General features: G+C 63.4%; 20 protein-coding genes. 17 read left to right on the forward strand and 3 right to left on the reverse strand.

Annotated features, from left to right (window positions below):
* Window positions 1-72: 72 nt before the first annotated feature.
* Window positions 73-735 (forward strand): HAD-IA family hydrolase, encoded by a 663-nt coding sequence (locus tag FQU74_RS06255; protein WP_146285549.1) that lies wholly within the window; start codon window positions 73-75, stop codon window positions 733-735.
* On the opposite strand, the gene FQU74_RS06260 is transcribed toward FQU74_RS06255, so the two are convergent.
* A complete protein-coding gene (locus FQU74_RS06260) occupies window positions 736-1,101 on the reverse strand; it encodes a hypothetical protein (protein ID WP_146285550.1) in 366 nt (121 codons plus the stop codon).
* Between the two features lie 109 nt (window positions 1,102-1,210).
* Between FQU74_RS06260 and FQU74_RS06265 the strand changes: the two genes are divergently transcribed.
* Together FQU74_RS06265 and pyrH are read left to right on the forward strand one after the other, a co-directional pair.
* Window positions 1,211-2,437: a DegT/DnrJ/EryC1/StrS family aminotransferase gene (locus tag FQU74_RS06265; RefSeq protein WP_146286226.1), complete on the forward strand. Its 1,227-nt coding sequence runs from the start codon at window positions 1,211-1,213 to the stop codon at window positions 2,435-2,437.
* Between the two features lie 207 nt (window positions 2,438-2,644).
* Window positions 2,645-3,382, forward strand: coding sequence for a UMP kinase (gene pyrH, locus FQU74_RS06270; protein WP_146285551.1), 738 nt, complete (start codon window positions 2,645-2,647; stop codon window positions 3,380-3,382).
* 66 nt (window positions 3,383-3,448) lie between these two features.
* On the opposite strand, the gene FQU74_RS06275 is transcribed toward pyrH, so the two are convergent.
* A complete protein-coding gene (locus FQU74_RS06275; RefSeq protein ID WP_146285552.1) occupies window positions 3,449-4,543 on the reverse strand; it encodes a PQQ-binding-like beta-propeller repeat protein in 1,095 nt (364 codons plus the stop codon).
* A gap of 258 nt (window positions 4,544-4,801) precedes the next feature.
* Between FQU74_RS06275 and frr the strand changes: the two genes are divergently transcribed.
* The 12 genes from frr (at window position 4,802) to lpxB (ending at window position 16,002) form a co-directional block, all read left to right on the forward strand.
* Window positions 4,802-5,365 carry a ribosome recycling factor gene (gene frr, locus FQU74_RS06280; RefSeq protein WP_146285553.1) on the forward strand — a complete coding sequence of 188 codons (564 nt, stop codon included), beginning with the start codon at window positions 4,802-4,804 and terminating at the stop codon, window positions 5,363-5,365.
* A gap of 110 nt (window positions 5,366-5,475) precedes the next feature.
* Window positions 5,476-6,153, forward strand: coding sequence for a polyprenyl diphosphate synthase (gene uppS / locus FQU74_RS06285; protein WP_229704348.1), 678 nt, complete (start codon window positions 5,476-5,478; stop codon window positions 6,151-6,153).
* Window positions 6,150-6,797: a phosphatidate cytidylyltransferase gene (locus FQU74_RS06290; protein WP_146285555.1), complete on the forward strand. Its 648-nt coding sequence runs from the start codon at window positions 6,150-6,152 to the stop codon at window positions 6,795-6,797. Before uppS ends, FQU74_RS06290 begins: the two co-directional genes overlap by 4 nt.
* 13 nt (window positions 6,798-6,810) lie before the next feature.
* Entirely contained in the window at window positions 6,811-8,001 is a 1,191-nt protein-coding gene (gene dxr / locus FQU74_RS06295) for a 1-deoxy-D-xylulose-5-phosphate reductoisomerase (protein WP_146285556.1), read from the forward strand.
* A gap of 49 nt (window positions 8,002-8,050) precedes the next feature.
* Window positions 8,051-9,382, forward strand: coding sequence for an RIP metalloprotease RseP (gene rseP / locus FQU74_RS06300; protein WP_146285557.1), 1,332 nt, complete (start codon window positions 8,051-8,053; stop codon window positions 9,380-9,382).
* A gap of 87 nt (window positions 9,383-9,469) precedes the next feature.
* A complete protein-coding gene (locus tag FQU74_RS19400; protein WP_170246198.1) occupies window positions 9,470-9,610 on the forward strand; it encodes a hypothetical protein in 141 nt (46 codons plus the stop codon).
* Between the two features lie 129 nt (window positions 9,611-9,739).
* On the forward strand, window positions 9,740-12,145 hold the full coding sequence (bamA, locus tag FQU74_RS06305; RefSeq protein WP_146285558.1) for an outer membrane protein assembly factor BamA: 2,406 nt from the start codon (window positions 9,740-9,742) through the stop codon (window positions 12,143-12,145).
* A 64-nt stretch (window positions 12,146-12,209) separates the two neighbouring features.
* Entirely contained in the window at window positions 12,210-12,737 is a 528-nt protein-coding gene (locus tag FQU74_RS06310; protein ID WP_158635545.1) for an OmpH/Skp family outer membrane protein, read from the forward strand.
* Between the two features lie 65 nt (window positions 12,738-12,802).
* Window positions 12,803-13,270: a 3-hydroxyacyl-ACP dehydratase FabZ gene (gene fabZ / locus FQU74_RS06315; protein WP_146285560.1), complete on the forward strand. Its 468-nt coding sequence runs from the start codon at window positions 12,803-12,805 to the stop codon at window positions 13,268-13,270.
* A 4-nt stretch (window positions 13,271-13,274) separates the two neighbouring features.
* Window positions 13,275-14,063 (forward strand): acyl-ACP--UDP-N-acetylglucosamine O-acyltransferase, encoded by a 789-nt coding sequence (gene lpxA, locus FQU74_RS06320; protein ID WP_146285561.1) that lies wholly within the window; start codon window positions 13,275-13,277, stop codon window positions 14,061-14,063.
* A complete protein-coding gene (locus tag FQU74_RS06325; RefSeq protein WP_146285562.1) occupies window positions 14,060-14,863 on the forward strand; it encodes an LpxI family protein in 804 nt (267 codons plus the stop codon). Before lpxA ends, FQU74_RS06325 begins: the two co-directional genes overlap by 4 nt.
* A complete protein-coding gene (lpxB, locus tag FQU74_RS06330; protein ID WP_146285563.1) occupies window positions 14,860-16,002 on the forward strand; it encodes a lipid-A-disaccharide synthase in 1,143 nt (380 codons plus the stop codon). Before FQU74_RS06325 ends, lpxB begins: the two co-directional genes overlap by 4 nt.
* A gap of 42 nt (window positions 16,003-16,044) precedes the next feature.
* Here the strand turns inward: lpxB and mnmA are convergent, their stop codons facing one another.
* Window positions 16,045-17,181, reverse strand: coding sequence for a tRNA 2-thiouridine(34) synthase MnmA (gene mnmA / locus FQU74_RS06335; RefSeq protein ID WP_146285564.1), 1,137 nt, complete (start codon window positions 17,179-17,181; stop codon window positions 16,045-16,047).
* Between the two features lie 137 nt (window positions 17,182-17,318).
* Here mnmA and sciP point away from each other — a divergent pair, with 137 nt between their 5' ends.
* Together sciP and ctrA are read left to right on the forward strand one after the other, a co-directional pair.
* Window positions 17,319-17,597: a CtrA inhibitor SciP gene (gene sciP / locus FQU74_RS06340; protein WP_146285565.1), complete on the forward strand. Its 279-nt coding sequence runs from the start codon at window positions 17,319-17,321 to the stop codon at window positions 17,595-17,597.
* A gap of 94 nt (window positions 17,598-17,691) precedes the next feature.
* Window positions 17,692-18,405, forward strand: coding sequence for a response regulator transcription factor CtrA (gene ctrA / locus FQU74_RS06345; RefSeq protein ID WP_146285566.1), 714 nt, complete (start codon window positions 17,692-17,694; stop codon window positions 18,403-18,405).
* Window positions 18,406-18,430: the final 25 nt, after the last annotated feature.

The raw sequence follows: 18,430 nt of genomic DNA on the forward strand, positions 1-18,430 counted from the left end.
CCCGTTTTAACCCGTGCAGGCCGGGGCGCAAGTCATGCCCCTTCACACATCCTTTCGGCAGGTTTCAAGCCCATGAAAACGGTGGTTTTCGATCTGGACGGCACTTTGGCCGATACCTCGGCAGATTTGATCGCGGCGGCGAATGCCTGCTTTCGTGGCCTTGGCCATGGTGATCTGCTTGATCCGGTGGGCGATGCGCTGACCGCATTTCACGGCGGGCGCGCCATGCTTCGGCTTGGGTTCTCGCGGCTCGGGCAGGGGGATGAGGCGGCGGTGGATGCGCAGTATCCTGTGCTGCTGGCGGCCTATGCTGATGCGATTGACACCCATACCCGTCTCTATCCTGGTGCCGCCGATGCGGTCGTGGCGCTGCGCACGGCTGGCTTCGCGACGGCGATCTGCACCAACAAGCCCGAGGGGCTGGCCGAGACACTGCTGCAAAGGTTGGGCGTGCGCGATTTGTTCGGGGCGCTGATCGGGGCTGATACGCTGCCCACGCGCAAGCCTGACCCTGCGCCCTATCTGGCGGCGGTGCGGCTGGCGGGGGGGAACCCGACGCGCTCTATCCTGATCGGGGATACCGACACCGACCGCAAGACCGCAGCGGCGGCGGGTGTGCCGTGCATCCTTGTCAGCTTTGGGCCCGAAGGCCCCGGCATTTCGCGGCTGCGGCCAGAGGCGATGCTGCACGACTACCGCGACCTGCCTTCGTTGGTGGCGCGGTTTCTGGGCTGATCACTCTTCAGGTTCAAGCTGGGCCGCGCACCAGTCAACGGTGCTGCGGAATTCATCGATCAGTTGGGGCATGGTGCGGGTCGCCATGATCTTTTCCGACCGCTGAACCAGCGCGCGCACGCGGTCACGTTCCGACCCCGGAAGCTGCGCAAGCAAGGCAACGGCAGTGAACTGCGCCTGCTTCAGCGCCTCGGGCGGGATCAGGCCCACGCTTTCCAGCCGGTCGGCCAGAACCACCAGAATGGCCGCGCAATGCAGCTTTTGCGCGTCGCGCCCCTCAATCACCAGATCGGCCTGGGCGGGGGATGCCAGCAGGGCGAGGCAGAACGCCATGGACTGGGCAGAGATAGTCAGGAAACGGGGCATCGGCCGACTCGCGCGTCAGGGGTTGTCCCCTGTGACACGCGCGCCGGGGGAATCCAAGTCACGTTGACAAGAGCCGGGGCCGCGGCGCATGGATCGGGGCATGGAACCATTGACTGAGCGTTTTTCGGGTAGCTTCACCCAGCAGGAACCGCTGCCGGACGAGGCGGTTGAGGCTGCGTTGCGTGTGATGCAATCGGGGCGGCTGCATCGCTACAACACAATCCCGGGTGAGGTGGCCGAGGCGGCCGCGCTTGAGGAAGAGTTCGCCTCCCAGACCGGCGCGCGCTATTGCCTTGCCGTCGCCTCGGGGGGCTATGCGCTGGCTTGCGCCTTGCGCGCAGTGGGGGTGCAGCCGGGCGAGAGGGTGCTGACCAATGCCTTTACACTGGCGCCCGTGCCGGGGGCCATCGCTTCGGTCGGCGCGGTGCCGGTATTCGTGGGGGTGACCGAGGGCTTGGTGATCGACCTTGATGACCTTGCGGCCAAGGCGGGCGAGGCGCGGGTTCTGATGCTGTCGCACATGCGCGGACATATCTGCGACATGGAGGCGCTGATGCGCCTGTGCGATGCGCGTGGAGTTATCGTCATCGAGGACTGCGCCCATACGATGGGGGCAGGCTGGAACGGGCGACTTACGGGGCGTTGGGGCGTTGCCGGATGCTTTTCGACGCAGACCTACAAACACGCCAATTCAGGCGAGGGTGGGCTTCTGATCTCGGACGATCCGCAACTCATGGCGCGCGCAATCCTGCTGTCAGGCAGCTACATGCTCTATGACCGCCACCGTGCCGCGCCGCCACCCGAGGCGTTTCGTGACCTGCGATTGAGCACGCCCAACATATCGGGCCGCATGGACAATCTGCGCGCGGCCATCCTGCGCCCGCAGTTGCGCGATCTGGATCGCCAATGCGCGCGCTGGAATGAACGTTACCGGGTAATCGAGGCGGGTCTGGCGGATACGCCGGGGCTGACACTGGTTGCGCGGCCGGATGCCGAGGGCTTTGTGGCCTCGTCCTTTCAGTTCCTGTTGCTCGACTGGGCTGCTGAGGCGATCCGTGCAGTTGTCGCACGCTGCGCGGCGCGCGGAGTGGAGCTGAAATGGTTTGGCGATCCGCAGCCGGTGGCCTTTACCAGCCGCTATGACAGCTGGACCTATGCGCCGAGCGTGCCGATGCCGGAAAGCGACCGCATCCTGCACGCCATTCTTGATATGCGCCTGCCACTGACCTTCAGCCTTGAGGATTGCGAGCTGATCGCGCAGATCATCCGCGCCGAGGTGTCAGCAGTGTTTCAGGGCGATATGACGTTCCCCGCAGCCTCGGGCCGTGCCGAGTGAGATTGCGCCGGGAGGGGGCTGTCTGCCCCCTCTGGGCCTTGCGGCCCATTCACCCCCGAGGATACTTGGGAAAAGAAGAAGGCCGGAGTGGCGCTGCATTGCGCCGCGGATACCTGCTGTTGGCAGACGCATGTGAAGGTTGAACCCGCCCGCGTTTTCCGACATTTTGCGCGCCAGTGATTGCCACCCCCAAAAACAAGGCCTCCCATGACCGCTGCCGATAACCCCACCGCCCCCGTGAAATACAAGCGCGTCATGTTGAAGATTTCGGGTGAGGCGCTGATGGGCGATCAGGGCTATGGCCTGCACCCGCCGACCGTCGCCCGCATCGCGCAGGAAGTGAAATCGGTCCGCGACATGGGTGTCGAGGTTTGCATGGTGATCGGTGGCGGCAACATCTTCCGCGGGCTGGCCGGATCGGCCCAGGGGATGGAGCGGACGACCGCCGACTATATGGGGATGCTGGCAACGGTCATGAACGCGCTGGCAATGCAGTCGGCGCTGGAGCAGTTGGGCGTCTTTACCCGCGTCATCAGCGCGATCCCGATGGATCAGGTCTGTGAGCCCTATATCCGCCGTCGTGCCGTCCGCCACCTGGAAAAGAAGCGGGTCTGCATCTTTGCCGCGGGCACCGGGAACCCCTATTTCACCACCGATACCGCAGCGACACTGCGCGCCAACGAAATGGCCTGTGAGGCGATCTTCAAGGGCACCAAAGTGGACGGGGTTTACGACAAGGACCCCAAGAAGCATGCCGATGCCAAGCGCTATGAAGAGGTCAGCTATGACGAATGTCTGGCCAAGCATCTGGGCGTGATGGATGCCTCGGCCATCGCGCTTGCGCGGGACAATGACCTGCCGATCATCGTCTTTTCACTGGACGAACCCGGCGGTTTCAAGGGCATCCTGGCCGGGCAGGGGACCTACACGATCGTGCGGGGCTGATCCCACGCCTTTCCGGCAGAGACTGGAAATTCCCCGGCCCGCACGACGCAGGGCCGAGGGACTCGGTCAGACGAGCAGGATGTCGTCAGCCAGATCGGCTTTCCGGTCGACGCCTGCCAGAAGCAGCGTGCCCTTGGCGCCAAAGTCGAAGAACACGCCCTCGGCCGTATTGGTGGCATAGGTGTTCAGAAGCGCGGCCACGGTCTTTGGCCCACTGCCCAGCAAGGCCAGCGATAGTTCCAGCGTGTCGACATCGTCCTGAAAATCAGTGATTCGGTCGCGCCCGTCGTCCGAGTTGAAGACAAAGGCATCCTTGTCGGCATTGCCCGTCATCGTGTCATTTCCCCTGCCGCCGGCAAGAACGTCGCGACCTGCGCCGCCGAGCATCCGGTCGCTTCCGCCGCGGCCGTGGATGTAGTCGCGCCCGGTGCCGCCATCGAGCAGATCGCCCGAGGCCGACCCGATCAGAATATCACCGCCATCGCGCCCATAGAGCTTCGATCCGTTCGGGTCGGCCTGCAAGACGTCGTCTTGCGCCGTGCCCACAACCTTCACCCCCGCCAAGGTGGCCGCCCCGTAGACGGTGATGCTTGCCGGCAGTTCAAGCTGCAGCGTCACGGCGCCCGTATTGGGATTGATGAGGTAGACATCGTTGCCTGCCAGGCCATAAAGCTTGCCGCCCTCGGAGTGCAGGCCGTAGAGGGAGTTGATGTTATGGGCCACGTTGCGGATGACGTCGCCCGTATCAAGGTCGATCGTCAGCAGGCGGTTGCTGGTCGTGGAATAATAGAGTTTGTCGCCGTTGATGTGGATATCGCCCGCCGACTGTACGCCCGCCGGCAGGTCGATGGTGCGGATCGTGTTGAATGTGGTGGAGGAGAGGACGACGATCTCGTTACCCGAGCCGCCGAGGTAGAGCCGCCCCTGACTGTCAGACGCAAGGCCATTGAAAAATCCGGATGGGGTGGGGCGCAAGATCGCGGTATTGGTGTTCAGGTTCAGCTCGTAAAGCCCGGTCCCGGTATTGGCGAAGACCTTGCCGTTGGGCAGGACTGCGATGTCGGTCCAAAGCTGGGCATAGTCTGCCAGTCTTGTGATGTTTCCGGTGGTGATATCGCTTCGGTAGACGCCGCCTTGGCTGTCGATCAGCAGAATTGCCATAACCTTGTTCTCTCTTTTCAAGAATGCGTTCGGCCGGTCCAAATCGATTCCGACCGGGACGGATAGTGGGTGCGCAGAGCCGTTCAGGCAAGCCCGGACAAAGGCTGCTCAGGCATGCGCGGAAATCCCGCAATGCGCGACGTGACCTATACACCTTGCGCCCGAACAGGTTATAGAGGCGGGAAACCCGGCCGACCCGTGCCCCGACCGCAAGGTCGCGACACGCACCGGATGCGGACATTGATCGAAGAGGATAAGATGGCAGACGATATCGAGATCGACCTTGATGCAATCCAGCGCCGGATGGACGGTGCGATGGGCGCGCTCAAGACCGAATTCGCCTCGCTTCGCACGGGGCGCGCTTCGGCGCAGATACTCGATCCGATCCAGGTCGACGCCTATGGCCAGATGACACCGATCAACCAGCTTGGCACCGTGAACGTGCCCGAGCCCCGGATGGTGGTGATCAACGTCTGGGACAAGGGCATGATTGGCAAGGTAGAAAAGGCGATCCGCGAATCCGGTATCGGCATCAACCCCGTGACCGATGGTCCACTGATCCGTCTGCCCATCCCCGAGTTGAACGAAGAGCGCCGGCGCGAGCTGACTAAGGTTGCCGCGCAATATGCCGAACAGGCCCGTATCGCCATTCGTAACGTCCGGCGCGACGGGATGGACCAGATCAAGAAGGCCAAGGGCTCCGGCCTGTCGGAAGACGACCAGAAGATGTACGCCGACGAGATCCAGGAGCTGACCGACAAGGCCATCGCCTTGGTCGACAAGGCGCTGGAGTCCAAGCAACAGGAAATCATGCAGGTCTGAGGGCCTGCATGTTCCGTGCCGCAAGGGGACAGACCTTGGCCTCCAGTTCCACGCATTCGACAAGCGCCGCTGCCGGTTCGGGCCGCAAGGTTGAACATGTCGCCATCATCATGGATGGCAACGGCCGGTGGGCGACCAATCGCGGCTGGCCGCGTCTGGTGGGGCACCGCAAAGGGGCCGAGCGGGTCAAAGAGATTGTGCGCTGCGCGCCCGACCTCGGGATCAAATGGCTGACCGTTTACGCATTTTCGACCGAGAACTGGAAACGCTCGACCGAGGAAGTGCTTGGGCTGATGGCCATTTTCGCCCGCTACATCGAGCGTGAGGCCGACCGGCTTGCCGCCGAAAGCGTCCGGATGCGATTTATCGGGGATCGCAGCCGGCTGGACCCCAAGTTGCAAAAGCTGATGGCGGGGATCGAGGCGCGGACAGCCGTTTACAACCGCCTGAACTTTACAATCGCCATCAACTATGGCGGCCGGGACGAAATCGTGCGGGCGACGCGCGACATTGCCCGCGCCGTAGCCGAGGGCCTTCTGTCGCCAGACCAGATCAGTGACGCGCTGATCAGCCAGCATCTGGATACTGCCGATCTGCCCGACCCCGACCTGGTGATCCGCACCAGCGGCGAGACGCGCACATCGAATTTCCTGCCCTGGCAGACCGCCTATGCGGAATATGAATTCACCGAAACGCTGTGGCCCGATTTCACACCTGAGGAACTGGGGCGCATCGTCTCGCGCTTTGGTGCGCGCGAACGCCGCTTCGGCGGGGTCGTCGGCGCATGAGCGCGCAATGGGGCGACCTTGGCCCGCGCGTAGCATCGGCGGCAGTGATGCTGGCCGTGGGGGGCGCCGCGCTCTGGATCGGGGGCTGGGTCTTTGCCGCGCTGATCGTGCTCGCCGTCGTCGCCATGCTGTGGGAGTTGTGGTCGATGACGCTCCGGCAGGGGCGGGATGGGGTGATCGCTCTGTTCTACGGGGTGGCAATTCTGCTGGCCGGGGCCGCGCTGATCTGGCTGCGCTGCCAGCCGCAGGGGCTGGTGCTGACGCTCTGGTTGCTGGCGGTGGTGATCGCATCCGACATCATGGGATATTTCGGCGGGCGACTTCTGGGTGGGCCGAAGTTCTGGCCGCGTGTCAGCCCCAAGAAGACATGGAGCGGCACAATCGCCGGCTGGATCGGTGCGCTGATCGTAGGCTGGGCTTTCTCGGGCACATTGGGGGCGGTCGTGATCCTTTTCTCGCCCATCGTCGCCTTTGCCGGGCAGATGGGTGACATCGCCGAAAGCGCCATAAAGCGCCGCGTTGGGGTCAAGGACAGCTCCAACCTTATTCCGGGGCATGGCGGCGTACTGGACAGGTTCGATGCGGTAATTTTGGCAGTGCTCGTCGTTGTGGGGGTTCAGATGCTGTTCCCCCAGCTTTGGTAGGGAAGACTGGGTCATGCGCAGCGTATCGATCTTCGGCGCAACCGGGTCCATCGGCGAGCAGACTTTCGATCTGATGCGCCATCAGGGCGGTGCCGCGACCTTTCGCACCGTCGCATTGACCGGTGGGCGCAATATTGCGCGGCTTGCTGAAATGGCGCGCGAGTTGCGGGCCGAGGTCGCCGTGACTGCGCATGACGAGTGCCTGCCTGCGCTGCGCGAGGCGCTGGCCGGATCGGGGATCGAGGCCGCGGCGGGCGCACAGGCGCTGATCGAGGCCGCGGACCGTCGCGCCGACTGGATCATGTCTTCGATCGTCGGGGCGGCGGGGCTGGCGCCGGGCTTTCACGCGCTGCGCCATGGCACCACGCTTGCGCTGGCAAACAAGGAAAGCCTTGTAACCGCCGGGCCGCTATTGCTGGCTGAAGCCGCACGGCATGGCGCACGCATCCTGCCGGTCGACAGCGAGCACAGCGCGATCTTTCAGGCGCTGGTGGGCGAGGATCTGGCCTCGGTCGAGCGTATCGTGCTGACCGCATCGGGCGGGGCGCTGCGTGACTGGCCTGTAGAGCGGTTGCGCCTTGCCACGCTCAAGGATGCTCTGGCGCATCCGAACTGGTCGATGGGCCAGCGCATCACCATCGATAGCGCGTCGATGTTCAACAAGGCGCTGGAAGTTATTGAAACACGTGAATATTTCGGCGTGCAGCCCGATCAGGTCGAAGTGATCGTCCACCCTGAAAGCATCATTCATTCCATGGTGGGCTACCGCGATGGGGGGATCATGGCGCATCTGGGTGCGGCTGACATGCGCCATGCCATCGGATATGCGCTGAACTGGCCGCAGCGTTCCGATCTGCCGGTGGCGCGTCTCGATTTCGCAGCGCTTGGGCAGCTGACGTTCCGCCCGGCGGATGAGACGCGCTATCCCGCGCTGCGCCTTGCGCGCGAAGTCATGGCTGTGCGCGGTCTTGCGGGGACTGCCTTCAACGCGGCCAAGGAGATCGCTCTCGATCATTTCATTGGCGGCGGAATCGGGTTTGCCGATATGTCGGGGATCGTTGAAGATACGCTTGCCGCGCTTTCGAGCGGCGGCGGCCTTGGAAATACCCCGATCCATCTGGATGAGGTTATGCAGATGGATGCCTTGGCCCGACTCGAGGCGACAAGGGTTGCCAAGGCGCTGACCACGCGCCGCGCCGGGTAAGACAGACGGATTCGGTGCCTTGGTGCCGGTTGAAGACAGGATTGGATGAATGGCTGGGTTGATCCCCGATTTCGGGAATATCGCGCTGACGGTGGCGGCCTTTGTGGTGGCGCTCTCGATCATCGTGGCGGTGCATGAATACGGCCATTACATCGTCGGGCGCTGGTGCGGCATCCATGCCGAGGTGTTCTCGCTGGGCTTTGGCCCGCGCCTGTTCAGCCGTGTCGACAGCCGTGGCACGCGCTGGCAACTGGCCGCCCTTCCCTTTGGGGGATATGTGAAATTCATGGGCGACAGCGATGCCGCCTCACGACCGGACGGCGCCGCCCTTCAGGGGCTCAGCGCAGATGAGGCGCGCCATACGATGCAGGGGGCACCCCTGTGGGCTCGGGCGGCGACGGTGGCAGCTGGCCCGCTGTTCAACTTTGCCCTGTCGATCGTGATCTTCTCGGGCTTCTTGTGGGTGTCGGGCATCGCGCGTGACGAGGCGGTCGTGGGCGAGGTGATGGCCGTTCCGGGCGCCGAAGCATTGCAGCCGGGGGACGCAATCCTCGCGATTGATGGCCAGCCCGTCGCCGATCTTGCAGCCTTTTACGCGGTTGCCAGAAGCCTGCCGCCAGCTGCCTCCACGCAGTTCCTGATCAATCGCGGTGGCACCGAACTGGAGGTGACCGGCCCCTATCCCTTCCCGCCACTGGTGAGTGGGGTGCAGCCGATGACCCCCGCAGCTGAATCAGGCATGCAGGATGGCGATTTCGTCACCTCGGTGAATGGAACACCCGTTCTGGCCTTTGACCAGATGCGCGAGATCGTCGGCAATTCAAATGGGGCACCGGTCACTTTGGGTATCCTGCGCGGGGATGAGAGGCTGGAAATCACGATTACTCCGCGCCGCACCGATCTGCCAAAACCCGAAGGCGGGTTCGAGACGCGATGGATGGTCGGCCTCGGCGGCGGACCGGCGATCCTGCCAGCGCTGCGGACACCAGGCCCGATCGAGGGCGTCAGCATTGCCGCCGCGCAGGTTTGGGGTGTAATCACGACCAGCCTTTCGGGGCTGTGGCACATGGCGGCGGGGAATATCTCGACCTGCAACCTGCAGGGGCCGCTCGGGATTGCGGAAACCTCGGGCGCCGCGGCCTCGCTGGGCGCCGAGAGCTTCATTCTGTTCATCGCCACCCTTTCGACCGCAGTGGGACTGATGAACCTGTTTCCGATCCCGGTGCTGGATGGCGGACATCTGCTGTTCCACGCGTGGGAAGCCGTGACGCGGCGCAAGCCTTCGGACCGGGTGGTTCAGGGGCTGATGACGGCCGGTCTTGCGGTTCTGCTGGCGCTGATGGCTTTTGGTCTGTCGAATGACACGGTGCTCTGCCCGTAAGAGGTCAGGGCGAGCCATCGACGCCGCCCAATTCATGCCATATTCAGCATCTAGAACTGCGGCTACGCAAAACTTTCGGGTGCCATCATGAAAACCGTCATCAATGGATATCGCGGGCTTTCGTTCCTCATGGGCCTGAATCTGGACCTGCTGTTCATGCTCGCGACCATTCTGGTCGGCCTGCTGGCAGGTACCTTTGTCAGCTCGTTTCTGACCGCGATTCCATAATCACATCGCTAGTGTGGGGGCGGCTGATAACCGCTAGTTCTTGCATCGGAAACGTGCCCCGCCTTTTGACAATGCATCGCTTTGCGGCTAGTCAGAACGGACTGGAAGGTCTTTGAGATAGGGCAAGTCATGGTGCAGGCACGGAATGCGGATTCGCCGCGGCGCAAACGCAGGTCGCAATTGGTGCGGGGCGCTGCAATCGGCATCCTTCTTGGTACCTCGGGCCTGTCCAGCCCCTTGATTTCACCGGCGATTGCGCAAGGCTATTCCTTCTCGCAGGTCACGATCGAGGGGAACCAGAACGTCGAGGCGGCTTCGATCCTGAAACTCGCGGGAATCACTCGCGGGCAGCAGGTGACGGCGGCGGACCTCAACAACGCCTACCAGGGCCTGCAGAATTCGGGTCTGTTTGAAGAGATCGAGGTTCTGCCGCAGGGCTCTCGGCTTGTGATCCGCGTCAAGGAATACCCGATCATCAACGTCATCGCCTTTGAGGGCAACGCGCGCCTGAAGGACGAGGTGATTTCGAGTGTGATCCAGTCGAAGCCCCGCCGGGTCTACTCGCCCGCGTTGGCCGAGGCTGATGCCGCGTCGATCGCCGAGGGATACCGCGAGCAGGGCCGTCTTGCCGCGACAGTCACGCCAAAGATCATCCGCCGCGACGACAACCGTGTCGATCTGGTGTTTGAAATCACCGAGGGCAAGGTGATCGAGGTGGAACGCCTGTCCTTTGTCGGCAACCGGGCCTTCAGTGACCGCCGTCTGCGGCAGGTTCTTGAAACCAAGCAGGCGGGCGTGCTGCGGGCCTTCATCAAGCGTGACGCGCTGCGCCCCGAACAGATCGAGCTCGACAAACAGCTTCTGCGCGACTTCTACCTGTCGCGCGGCTATGTCGACATGCAGGTCATTGATGCCACGGCCGAGGTTGCACGCGAGCGCGACGGGTCTTTCGTGACCTTCACCATCAAGGAAGGACAGCAGTTCCGCTTTGGCAACATCACGGCCGTCAGCGAGGTTGAAGGCGTCGATGCGGCGGAGTTCCAGCAAGCGCTGCGCTTGCGGTCTGGTTCGGTCTACTCGCCGCAGGATGTCGACTCCAACATTGCCCGGCTTGAATCCCTTGCGCTCAAGAATGGTCTGACCTTCGTCAAGATCGAGCCGGTCGTCACCCGCAACGAGCGGGACATGACGCTGGACGTGGCCTTCACCCTGCGCCGGGGCGAGAAAGTCTTTGTTGAACGCATCGACATCGAAGGCAACACGACCACGTTGGACGAAGTGGTGCGTCGCCAGTTCCGCACGGTCGAAGGCGACCCCTTCAACCCACGTGAGGTGCGTCAGGCTGCGGAGCGGATCCGGGCGCTTGGCTATTTCGCGGACGCCCAGGTGAACGCCGAGCCGGGAACGAACCCGAACGAGGTGATCGTCAATGTCGATGTAGAAGAGCAGCCGACCGGCTCTCTGTCGCTGGGCGCGTCGTATGGTGTCTCTACCGGCATCGGGTTCAATATCGGTTTGCAAGAGACAAACTTCCTTGGCAGGGGGCAGACCGTTGGTCTGAACCTCGCCGTGACATCGGACAGCGGCGACAGCTCGATCCTGTTCATCGAGCCGGCCTTCCTTGGGCGTGATCTGAAGCTCAAGTTCAACGCCTTCTACCGCGAGACCGATAACGACAACGCCACCTACGACACCCGGATGATCGGGATCGTTCCGGCGCTGGAGTTCCCTGTCAGTGAAATGGGCCGGCTTGAGGTGCGCGCCTTTGCCCGCGAATCAAAGCTGTTCGACCTGTATATGGGCACCCCGGATGACCCGGACACCCCAGAGGACGAGTTCCAGCTGGGCACGACGCCGATCATCGTGCGTGACGCTGACCGGGGCCCGCTGCAAAGCTTTGGCGCTGGCCTGACCTATACCTACGATTCCCGGATTACCGGCCTCAACCCCAAGGGTGGCACGTTGCTGCGCTTTGGCCTTGACTACGCGGGCCTTGGCGGTGACGTGGACAGCCTTACCGCCAACGTCCTCGCCATGACCGAAACCAAGGTCTGGAACGAGGATGTGACCCTGCGCGCAGTCTTTGAGGGCGGCGCGATCCACATGTTCAATGACGAAGCAAGCCGCGTCACGGACCGCTTCTTCGGTTCGGGCAAGATACGCGGCTTTGAATCTTCCGGCTTCGGCCCGCGCGACCAGGCGTCGGACGACGCACTTGGCGGGAACTACTTCGCGGTCGCGCGCCTTGAATCGGAATTCCCGCTGGGAACACCCGAAGAGTACGGCATCACGGGCGGTCTTTTTGCCGACTTCGGTTCGGTCTGGAGCCTCGATGACGTTACCGGTTGGGACGACTCGGGCGGGCCAGGGATCAATACAGTCGATGACGGGTTCCATCTGCGGTCCTCGATTGGCTTCTCGGTCTTCTGGGATACGCCGATCGGTCCGCTGCGCTTTAACTTTGCCAAGGCGCTGGCGAAGCAGGACTACGATAAGGAACAGTTCTTCGACCTGACGATCTCGACCAAGTTCTGACATGCCGATGCGCGGGGCATACCGGCGTCTGGTTTGCGCCCTGGCGCTGGCGGCATGGCCAGCGTTGGGAGCCGCACAAAACGCAATTCCATCCGACAGTCTGGCGACGCCCGTTGCGCGCAGCCAGATTGCCGTGATCGAGCAGGAACGCCTGTTCCTCCAGACGCGGTTCGGCAAGGCGATGCAGGCCAGCACCGATTCCGCGCGCAAGGCCCTGCAGGCAGAAAACCAGCGGCTTGAGGCGAATCTCGAGGCGGAAGAGCGCAAGCTTACCGACCAGCGCCCGACCATGCCGGCTGATCAGTTCCGCCCCTTGGCCGAGGCGTTTGATGAAAAGGTCAAAGGAATCCGTCAGGCGCAGGACACCAAAGCGCGCGAGCTTGCGCGCCGGGCCGAGGAAGACCGCGCCCGTTTTGTCGAAACCGCCGCGCCCATCCTTGCGGCGCTGATGTCCGAGCTTGGCGCAGTGGTTCTTATCGACAAATCCGTGGCAGTTCTGTCGATGGACAGCATCGACGTCACGGACGAAGCCATTGCCAAGATCGATGCCGTTCTGGGTGACGGGCAAGATGCGAAGGCACCGCAGCCCTGAGCCGCGGCCGCTCTGACTTGTGATTGATTGGCGGGATAGACGCATCCGCCCCGAAGGAGACCCCGATGACCGAAGCCACTCTGGTTCCGACCACTGCAGACATCGCCCTGATCCAGCGGATCCTGCCGCACCGCTACCCGTTCCTGCTGGTCGACAAGGTGCGCGACATCGTGGTGAACGAAAGCTGCGTCGGTATCAAATGCGTGACCATGAACGAGCCGCAGTTCACCGGCCACTTCCCCGAGATGCCGGTGTTTCCGGGTGTGCTGATCATCGAGGCGATGGCGCAAACCAGCGGCATCCTTGTTGGCCTCTCGATGGATCTGGTGGACAAGAACGCCAAGGTCTTTTTCATGGGCGTGGACGGGGTCAAGTTCCGTCGCAAGGTTGGCCCCGGCGACGTGCTTGAACTGCATGTGAAGGCGCTGCGCGGCGGCGGCAAGGTCTGGAAGTTCGAGGGCAAGGGCATCGTCGATGGCGAGCTTGCCTGCGAGGCCACCTTCACCGCGATGTTCGATCTGCCCAAGGCCTGATCCCATGTCCGATACCCGCATCCATCCCATGGCCGTGGTCGAGCCGGGCGCCGAGATCGGCCCCGGCTGCGAGATCGGCCCTTTTGCCGTGATCGGCCCCGAAGTGCGGCTTGGCGCGGGCGTCGTGGTCAAACCTCATGGCGTGGTGACCGGCTGGACCGAAGTGGGTGATGAAAGCGTCATCTTTTCGGGCGCCGTCGTTGGCGAGGTGCCCCAGGACCTCAAGTTCCGCGGAGAGCGCACGCGGCTGGTCGTCGGCAAGCGCTGCCGCATCCGCGAGGGCGCGACGCTGAACACCGGAACCGAGGGCGGCGGCGGGCTGACGCAGGTGGGCGACGATGTCCTGATGATGACGGGCGCCCATGTCGGCCATGATGCGATCGTGGGTGACCGTGTGGTGCTGGCCAATCAGGCTGCGATTGCCGGTCATTGCCACATCGGCGATGACGTCATCGTGGGCGGCCTCTCTGGCGTGCACCAGTGGGTTCGCGTGGGGCAGGGTGCGATTATCGGTGCGCTGACGATGGTGACGAACGATGTCGTGCCCTACGGCCTCGTTCAGGGGCCGCGCGGTGTGCTCGATGGGCTCAACCTTGTCGGGCTGAAACGTCGCGGAGTAGAGCGGGCTGAAATCACTGCCCTGCGTGCGGCCTATCAGATGCTGGCGCAGGGCGAGGGCACGTTCCTCGACCGTGCCCGCAGGCTTGCCGACGAAACCGACAGCCCACATGTGCGCGAGATGACGGATTTCATCCTCTCGGCCTCGGACCGCAGCTTCCTGACCCCGAAATGACCCGCACCGCCATTATCGCGGGCAGTGGACGGCTGCCTGCAACGCTTGCAGCCGCGATGGATCGCCCGATGGTCTGTGCGCTGGAGGGCTATGCGCCGCAGGGGCTGGTGGTCGATCAGACCTTCCGGGTCGAGCGTCTCGTGCCCTTCCTGCGCAGCCTTGCGGATGCCGATGTGGGGCAGGTGGTCTTTGCCGGCGCCGTCGCGCGCCCACGGCTCGATCCGTCGCTGTTCGATCCGGCAACCGCCCAGATGGTGCCGCGTTTGCTGGCAGCCATGCAAGCAGGTGACGATGCGACCTTGCGGGCCGTGATTACGATCTTCGAAGAGGCCGGCTTTGCTGTGGTTGGGGCGCAGGATCTTGCACCTGATCTGGTACCTATGGCCGGTGTTCTGGCGGGTGCACCCTCGGGTGCCGACCGTCAGGATACTGATCGCGCAGCCACCATCGTCGCGGCCCTTGGGGCGGTGGATGTCGGGCAGGGCGCGGTGGTGGCGCAGGGCCTCTGTCTGGCGGTTGAAACCTTGCCCGGTACCGATGCGATGCTCGACTGGGTCGCGCAGACCGCACGCCGCCCCAATCCAGATGGCCCGAGGGGGGTGTTCTACAAAGCGCCCAAACCCGGGCAGGACCTGCGCATCGACCTGCCGACCCTGGGTCTTGATACCCTTGCGCGCGTCCATGCCGCGGGCCTTGCTGGCATCGCGTTTCAGGCGGGCGGGGTGATCCTGCTCGACCGCTTGGCCATGGTGGCCGAGGCCGAACGGCTGGGCCTCTTTCTCTGGGCGCGCGAGCCATGAAGCTCTTTCTGGTCGCCGGAGAGCCCTCGGGTGATCGTCTGGGCGCGGCGCTGATGGCGGGTCTGCGGACCCTTGCGCCAGACGTCACCTTCGCCGGTGTTGGCGGCCCTTTGATGCAGGCCGAGGGGATGGACAGCCTGTTCCCGATGGAGGAGTTGTCGGTCATGGGCATCGCCGAGGTGCTGCCCAAGTACCGCCACCTCAAGCGTCGCATCCGCGAAACCGCGCAGGCCGTGATCGACAGCGGCGCGGAGGCGCTTATCACCATCGACAGCCCGGATTTCTGTCTGCGCGTGGCGCGGATCTTCAAGGACGCGCGCCCTGACCTGCGAACGATCCACTACGTGGCGCCTTCGGTCTGGGCATGGCGACCGGGGCGGGCCGCGAAGATGGCCAAGATCATCGACCACGTGCTGGCGCTTCTGCCCTTCGAGCCGCCCTATATGACTGCCGCCGGCATGACTTGCGATTTTGTGGGTCACCCGGTCGTGGCCGAGCCGCTTGCAACATCCGCCGAGCGCGCGGCCTTTGCGGGTGAGGGGCCGCTGATCCTTGCCCTGCCGGGCTCGCGACGGGGCGAGGTGAGCCGCCTTGCGCCGGTCCTGGGTGAGGTGCTTGAACGGGTGCGTGCGGCGCACCCGCAGGCTCGCGTTGCATTACCCACGGTGCGCGGTGTTGCCGATCTGGTGGCCGATCTGACGGCCGATTGGCCGATCCGACCCCAGATCATCACCGATCCCGCCCTGAAGCGGGGTGCCTTTGCGGCGGCCGATGTGGCGCTGGCCGCCTCGGGCACCGTCAGTCTTGAGCTTGCCGCAAATGCCTGCCCGATGGTCATTGCCTACCGCTTGCACCCGATCAGCTTCTGGCTGATGCGCCGCGCTGCGCTGATCGATACGGTGACGCTGGTCAATCTGGTGTCAGAGACCCGTGCGGTGCCCGAATTCCTCGGCCCCGAATGCTCCGCCGACCGGATTGCGCCAGCGCTGCTTGACTTGCTGCACCCCGGTCCGGCCCGGCAGGCGCAGCTTGACGCCATGGCGCGAACCATGCAGCGGCTTGGCCAAGGCGGAGAGCCGCCGGGCCTGCGCGCCGCCCGGTCGGTTCTTTCGGCACTTATGCCACGTCCTCTTGGCTGAAATGCCCCCGCCGGAGGCATGATCCTTCGCAGAAGGATCAGCTCACCGGCCGCGCCAGATCCAGCCGCCGCCGAGGATGCGCGAACCCTCCGGCGCATAGAAGACGCAGGCCTGACCGGCACTGACCCCGTCCTCGGGGCTCAAGAGTTCCACCTCGGCCTCGGTCGCCGAGATTGGGCGGATGACCGCGGGCCGGGGCGGGCGGGTCGAGCGGACCTTCACGTTGATGTGCCATTCGGCCTGACTGTCGAAGGGCGCATCGCCCAGCCAGTTGACCTCACGCACCGGGATGACGCGTGTTGAAAGCGCCTCTTTCGGGCCGACGATCACGCGGCGCGCGTCGGGATCCAGCTTCACGACATAGACCGGCTCGCCCAGACCGCCGATGCCAAGCCCCTTGCGCTGGCCGATCGTGTAATGGATCACGCCGCGATGGGTGCCGACCACCTGTCCCGACATGTCGACGATCTCGCCCGGTTCGGCGGCGCCGGGGCGCAGCTTCTCGATCACGGCAGCATAGTTGCCATTTGGGACAAAGCAGATGTCCTGACTGTCGGGCTTGTCGGCCACCGGAAGCCCGTATTTCGCGGCCAGCGCCCGGGTCTCGGCCTTGCTTGCCAGATGGCCCAGCGGAAAGCGTAGATAGTCCAGCTGTTCCGGCGTGGTCGAAAACAGGAAATAGCTTTGATCGCGGTTCGCATCGGCCGCACAGTGCAGCTCGGCCCCGGCATCGCCCATCTTGCGCTGGATGTAGTGCCCCGTCGCCATGCAGTCGGCGTCCAGATCCTTTGCCGTGGCCAGCAGATCCTTGAACTTCACCCGCTCATTGCAGCGGATGCAGGGCACAGGCGTTGCCCCGGCCAGATAGGCGTCGGCAAATTCCTCGATCACTGCCTCGCGGAAGGTGTTCTCGTAATCCAGAACATAATGCGGAAAGCCCATGGTTTCGGCCACGCGGCGGGCGTCGTGGATGTCACGCCCGGCGCAGCAGGCCCCCTTCTTTGCCAATGCCGCCCCGTGATCATAAAGCTGCAGGGTGACGCCGACCACGTCATACCCTTCTTCCTTCAGCTGTGCCGCCACCACAGAGCTGTCCACGCCGCCTGACATGGCGACGACGACACGGGTTTCGGACGGGGGCTTGGCAAAGCCCAATGAGTTGAGCGGATGATCGAGCATGGTGGTTCCGGGGGAAGGGCGCGCAAGGCACCAACTGCGTCGCAATATAGGAAAATGCCACACACTCTCAAGAGACGGCTTCACCACTGGTTAAGCGAGATTGCCGATAGTCGGGGCATCACGGAAGGGGGTGTTCCATGTATCTCAAACGCGTTGACGGCCCGCGAAGGGTCACCTTGCCCGATGGCTCGACCCTGAGCCGCGCTGATCTTCCGCCCGCAGATACCAGCCGTTGGGTTGCCTCGCGCAAGGCGGTTGTCGTGCGGGCGGTGGTGCACGGGCTGATCTCTGAGGCCGAGGCGCTGGAGCGGTATGGCCTGTCGGGCGAAGAGTTCGCCTGCTGGCGCAACGCACTGGAAAAACACGGAGATCGGGCGTTGAAGGTCACATCACTGCAAAGATTTAGACAACTTTGAGTTGAGTTGCGCCTTACCAGTGCCACAGTAACGTGCGGTTAACTAATGACCATCAGTATCGTTAATGCGAATGACGCCGGAGCGGAGATAACGAATGCGCATCTTGCTGGTCGAAGATGACCCGACAACCTCTCGTAGCATCGAATTGATGCTGACCCATGCAAACCTGAACGTCTATTGCACGGACCTGGGCGAAGACGGGATCGACCTTGCAAAGCTCTATGACTACGATCTGATCCTGCTGGACCTTAACCTTCCGGACATGAGCGGGCATGAGGTTTTGCGCCAGTTGCGGCTTGCACGGGTCGAAACGCCGATCCTGATTCTCTCGGGTGTGGATGATACCGACAGCAAGTTGAAGGGATTCGGCTTCGGTGCGGATGACTACATGACCAAGCCCTTCCTTCGTGAGGAACTGGTTGCCCGCATCCACGCCATCATTCGCCGGTCAAAAGGGCACTCGCAGTCCGTGATCCGCACGGGCCGGATCTGCGTCAACCTTGATGCCAAGACTGTTGATGTCGAGGGCAAGGCCGTGCACCTGACCGGCAAGGAATACCAGATGCTGGAGTTGCTTTCGCTGCGCAAGGGCACCACGCTGACAAAGGAGATGTTCCTCAATCACCTCTATGGTGGCATGGATGAGCCCGAATTGAAGATCATCGACGTCTTCATCTGCAAGCTGCGCAAGAAACTGGCCGAGGCAACAGGTGGTCAGAACCATATCGAAACGGTCTGGGGTCGGGGATATGTGCTGCGCGATCCGATGCCGGTTGAGGCGACGACAAAGATTGCCATGCGGGCGTAAATCTTTACCTCTCTGATGCGCTCCC

Source organism: Gemmobacter aquaticus (genome assembly GCF_007859075.1).
Taxonomy (GTDB): Bacteria; Pseudomonadota; Alphaproteobacteria; order Rhodobacterales; family Rhodobacteraceae; genus Gemmobacter; species Gemmobacter aquaticus.

Coding starts and splice junctions, on each gene's coding strand:
- mnmA (WP_146285564.1), bottom strand. CDS start 17,181: ATGCTCGATCATCCGCTCAACTCATTGGGCTTTGCCAAGCCCCCGTCC.
- pyrH (WP_146285551.1), top strand. CDS start 2,645: ATGACCGCTGCCGATAACCCCACCGCCCCCGTGAAATACAAGCGCGTC.
- fabZ (WP_146285560.1), top strand. CDS start 12,803: ATGACCGAAGCCACTCTGGTTCCGACCACTGCAGACATCGCCCTGATC.
- rseP (WP_146285557.1), top strand. CDS start 8,051: ATGGCTGGGTTGATCCCCGATTTCGGGAATATCGCGCTGACGGTGGCG.
- FQU74_RS06275 (WP_146285552.1), bottom strand. CDS start 4,543: ATGGCAATTCTGCTGATCGACAGCCAAGGCGGCGTCTACCGAAGCGAT.
- FQU74_RS06255 (WP_146285549.1), top strand. CDS start 73: ATGAAAACGGTGGTTTTCGATCTGGACGGCACTTTGGCCGATACCTCG.
- bamA (WP_146285558.1), top strand. CDS start 9,740: ATGGTGCAGGCACGGAATGCGGATTCGCCGCGGCGCAAACGCAGGTCG.
- ctrA (WP_146285566.1), top strand. CDS start 17,692: ATGCGCATCTTGCTGGTCGAAGATGACCCGACAACCTCTCGTAGCATC.
- frr (WP_146285553.1), top strand. CDS start 4,802: ATGGCAGACGATATCGAGATCGACCTTGATGCAATCCAGCGCCGGATG.
- FQU74_RS06260 (WP_146285550.1), bottom strand. CDS start 1,101: ATGCCCCGTTTCCTGACTATCTCTGCCCAGTCCATGGCGTTCTGCCTC.
- FQU74_RS06290 (WP_146285555.1), top strand. CDS start 6,150: ATGAGCGCGCAATGGGGCGACCTTGGCCCGCGCGTAGCATCGGCGGCA.
- sciP (WP_146285565.1), top strand. CDS start 17,319: ATGTATCTCAAACGCGTTGACGGCCCGCGAAGGGTCACCTTGCCCGAT.
- dxr (WP_146285556.1), top strand. CDS start 6,811: ATGCGCAGCGTATCGATCTTCGGCGCAACCGGGTCCATCGGCGAGCAG.
- uppS (WP_229704348.1), top strand. CDS start 5,476: ATGGATGGCAACGGCCGGTGGGCGACCAATCGCGGCTGGCCGCGTCTG.
- FQU74_RS06325 (WP_146285562.1), top strand. CDS start 14,060: ATGACCCGCACCGCCATTATCGCGGGCAGTGGACGGCTGCCTGCAACG.
- FQU74_RS19400 (WP_170246198.1), top strand. CDS start 9,470: ATGAAAACCGTCATCAATGGATATCGCGGGCTTTCGTTCCTCATGGGC.
- lpxA (WP_146285561.1), top strand. CDS start 13,275: ATGTCCGATACCCGCATCCATCCCATGGCCGTGGTCGAGCCGGGCGCC.
- lpxB (WP_146285563.1), top strand. CDS start 14,860: ATGAAGCTCTTTCTGGTCGCCGGAGAGCCCTCGGGTGATCGTCTGGGC.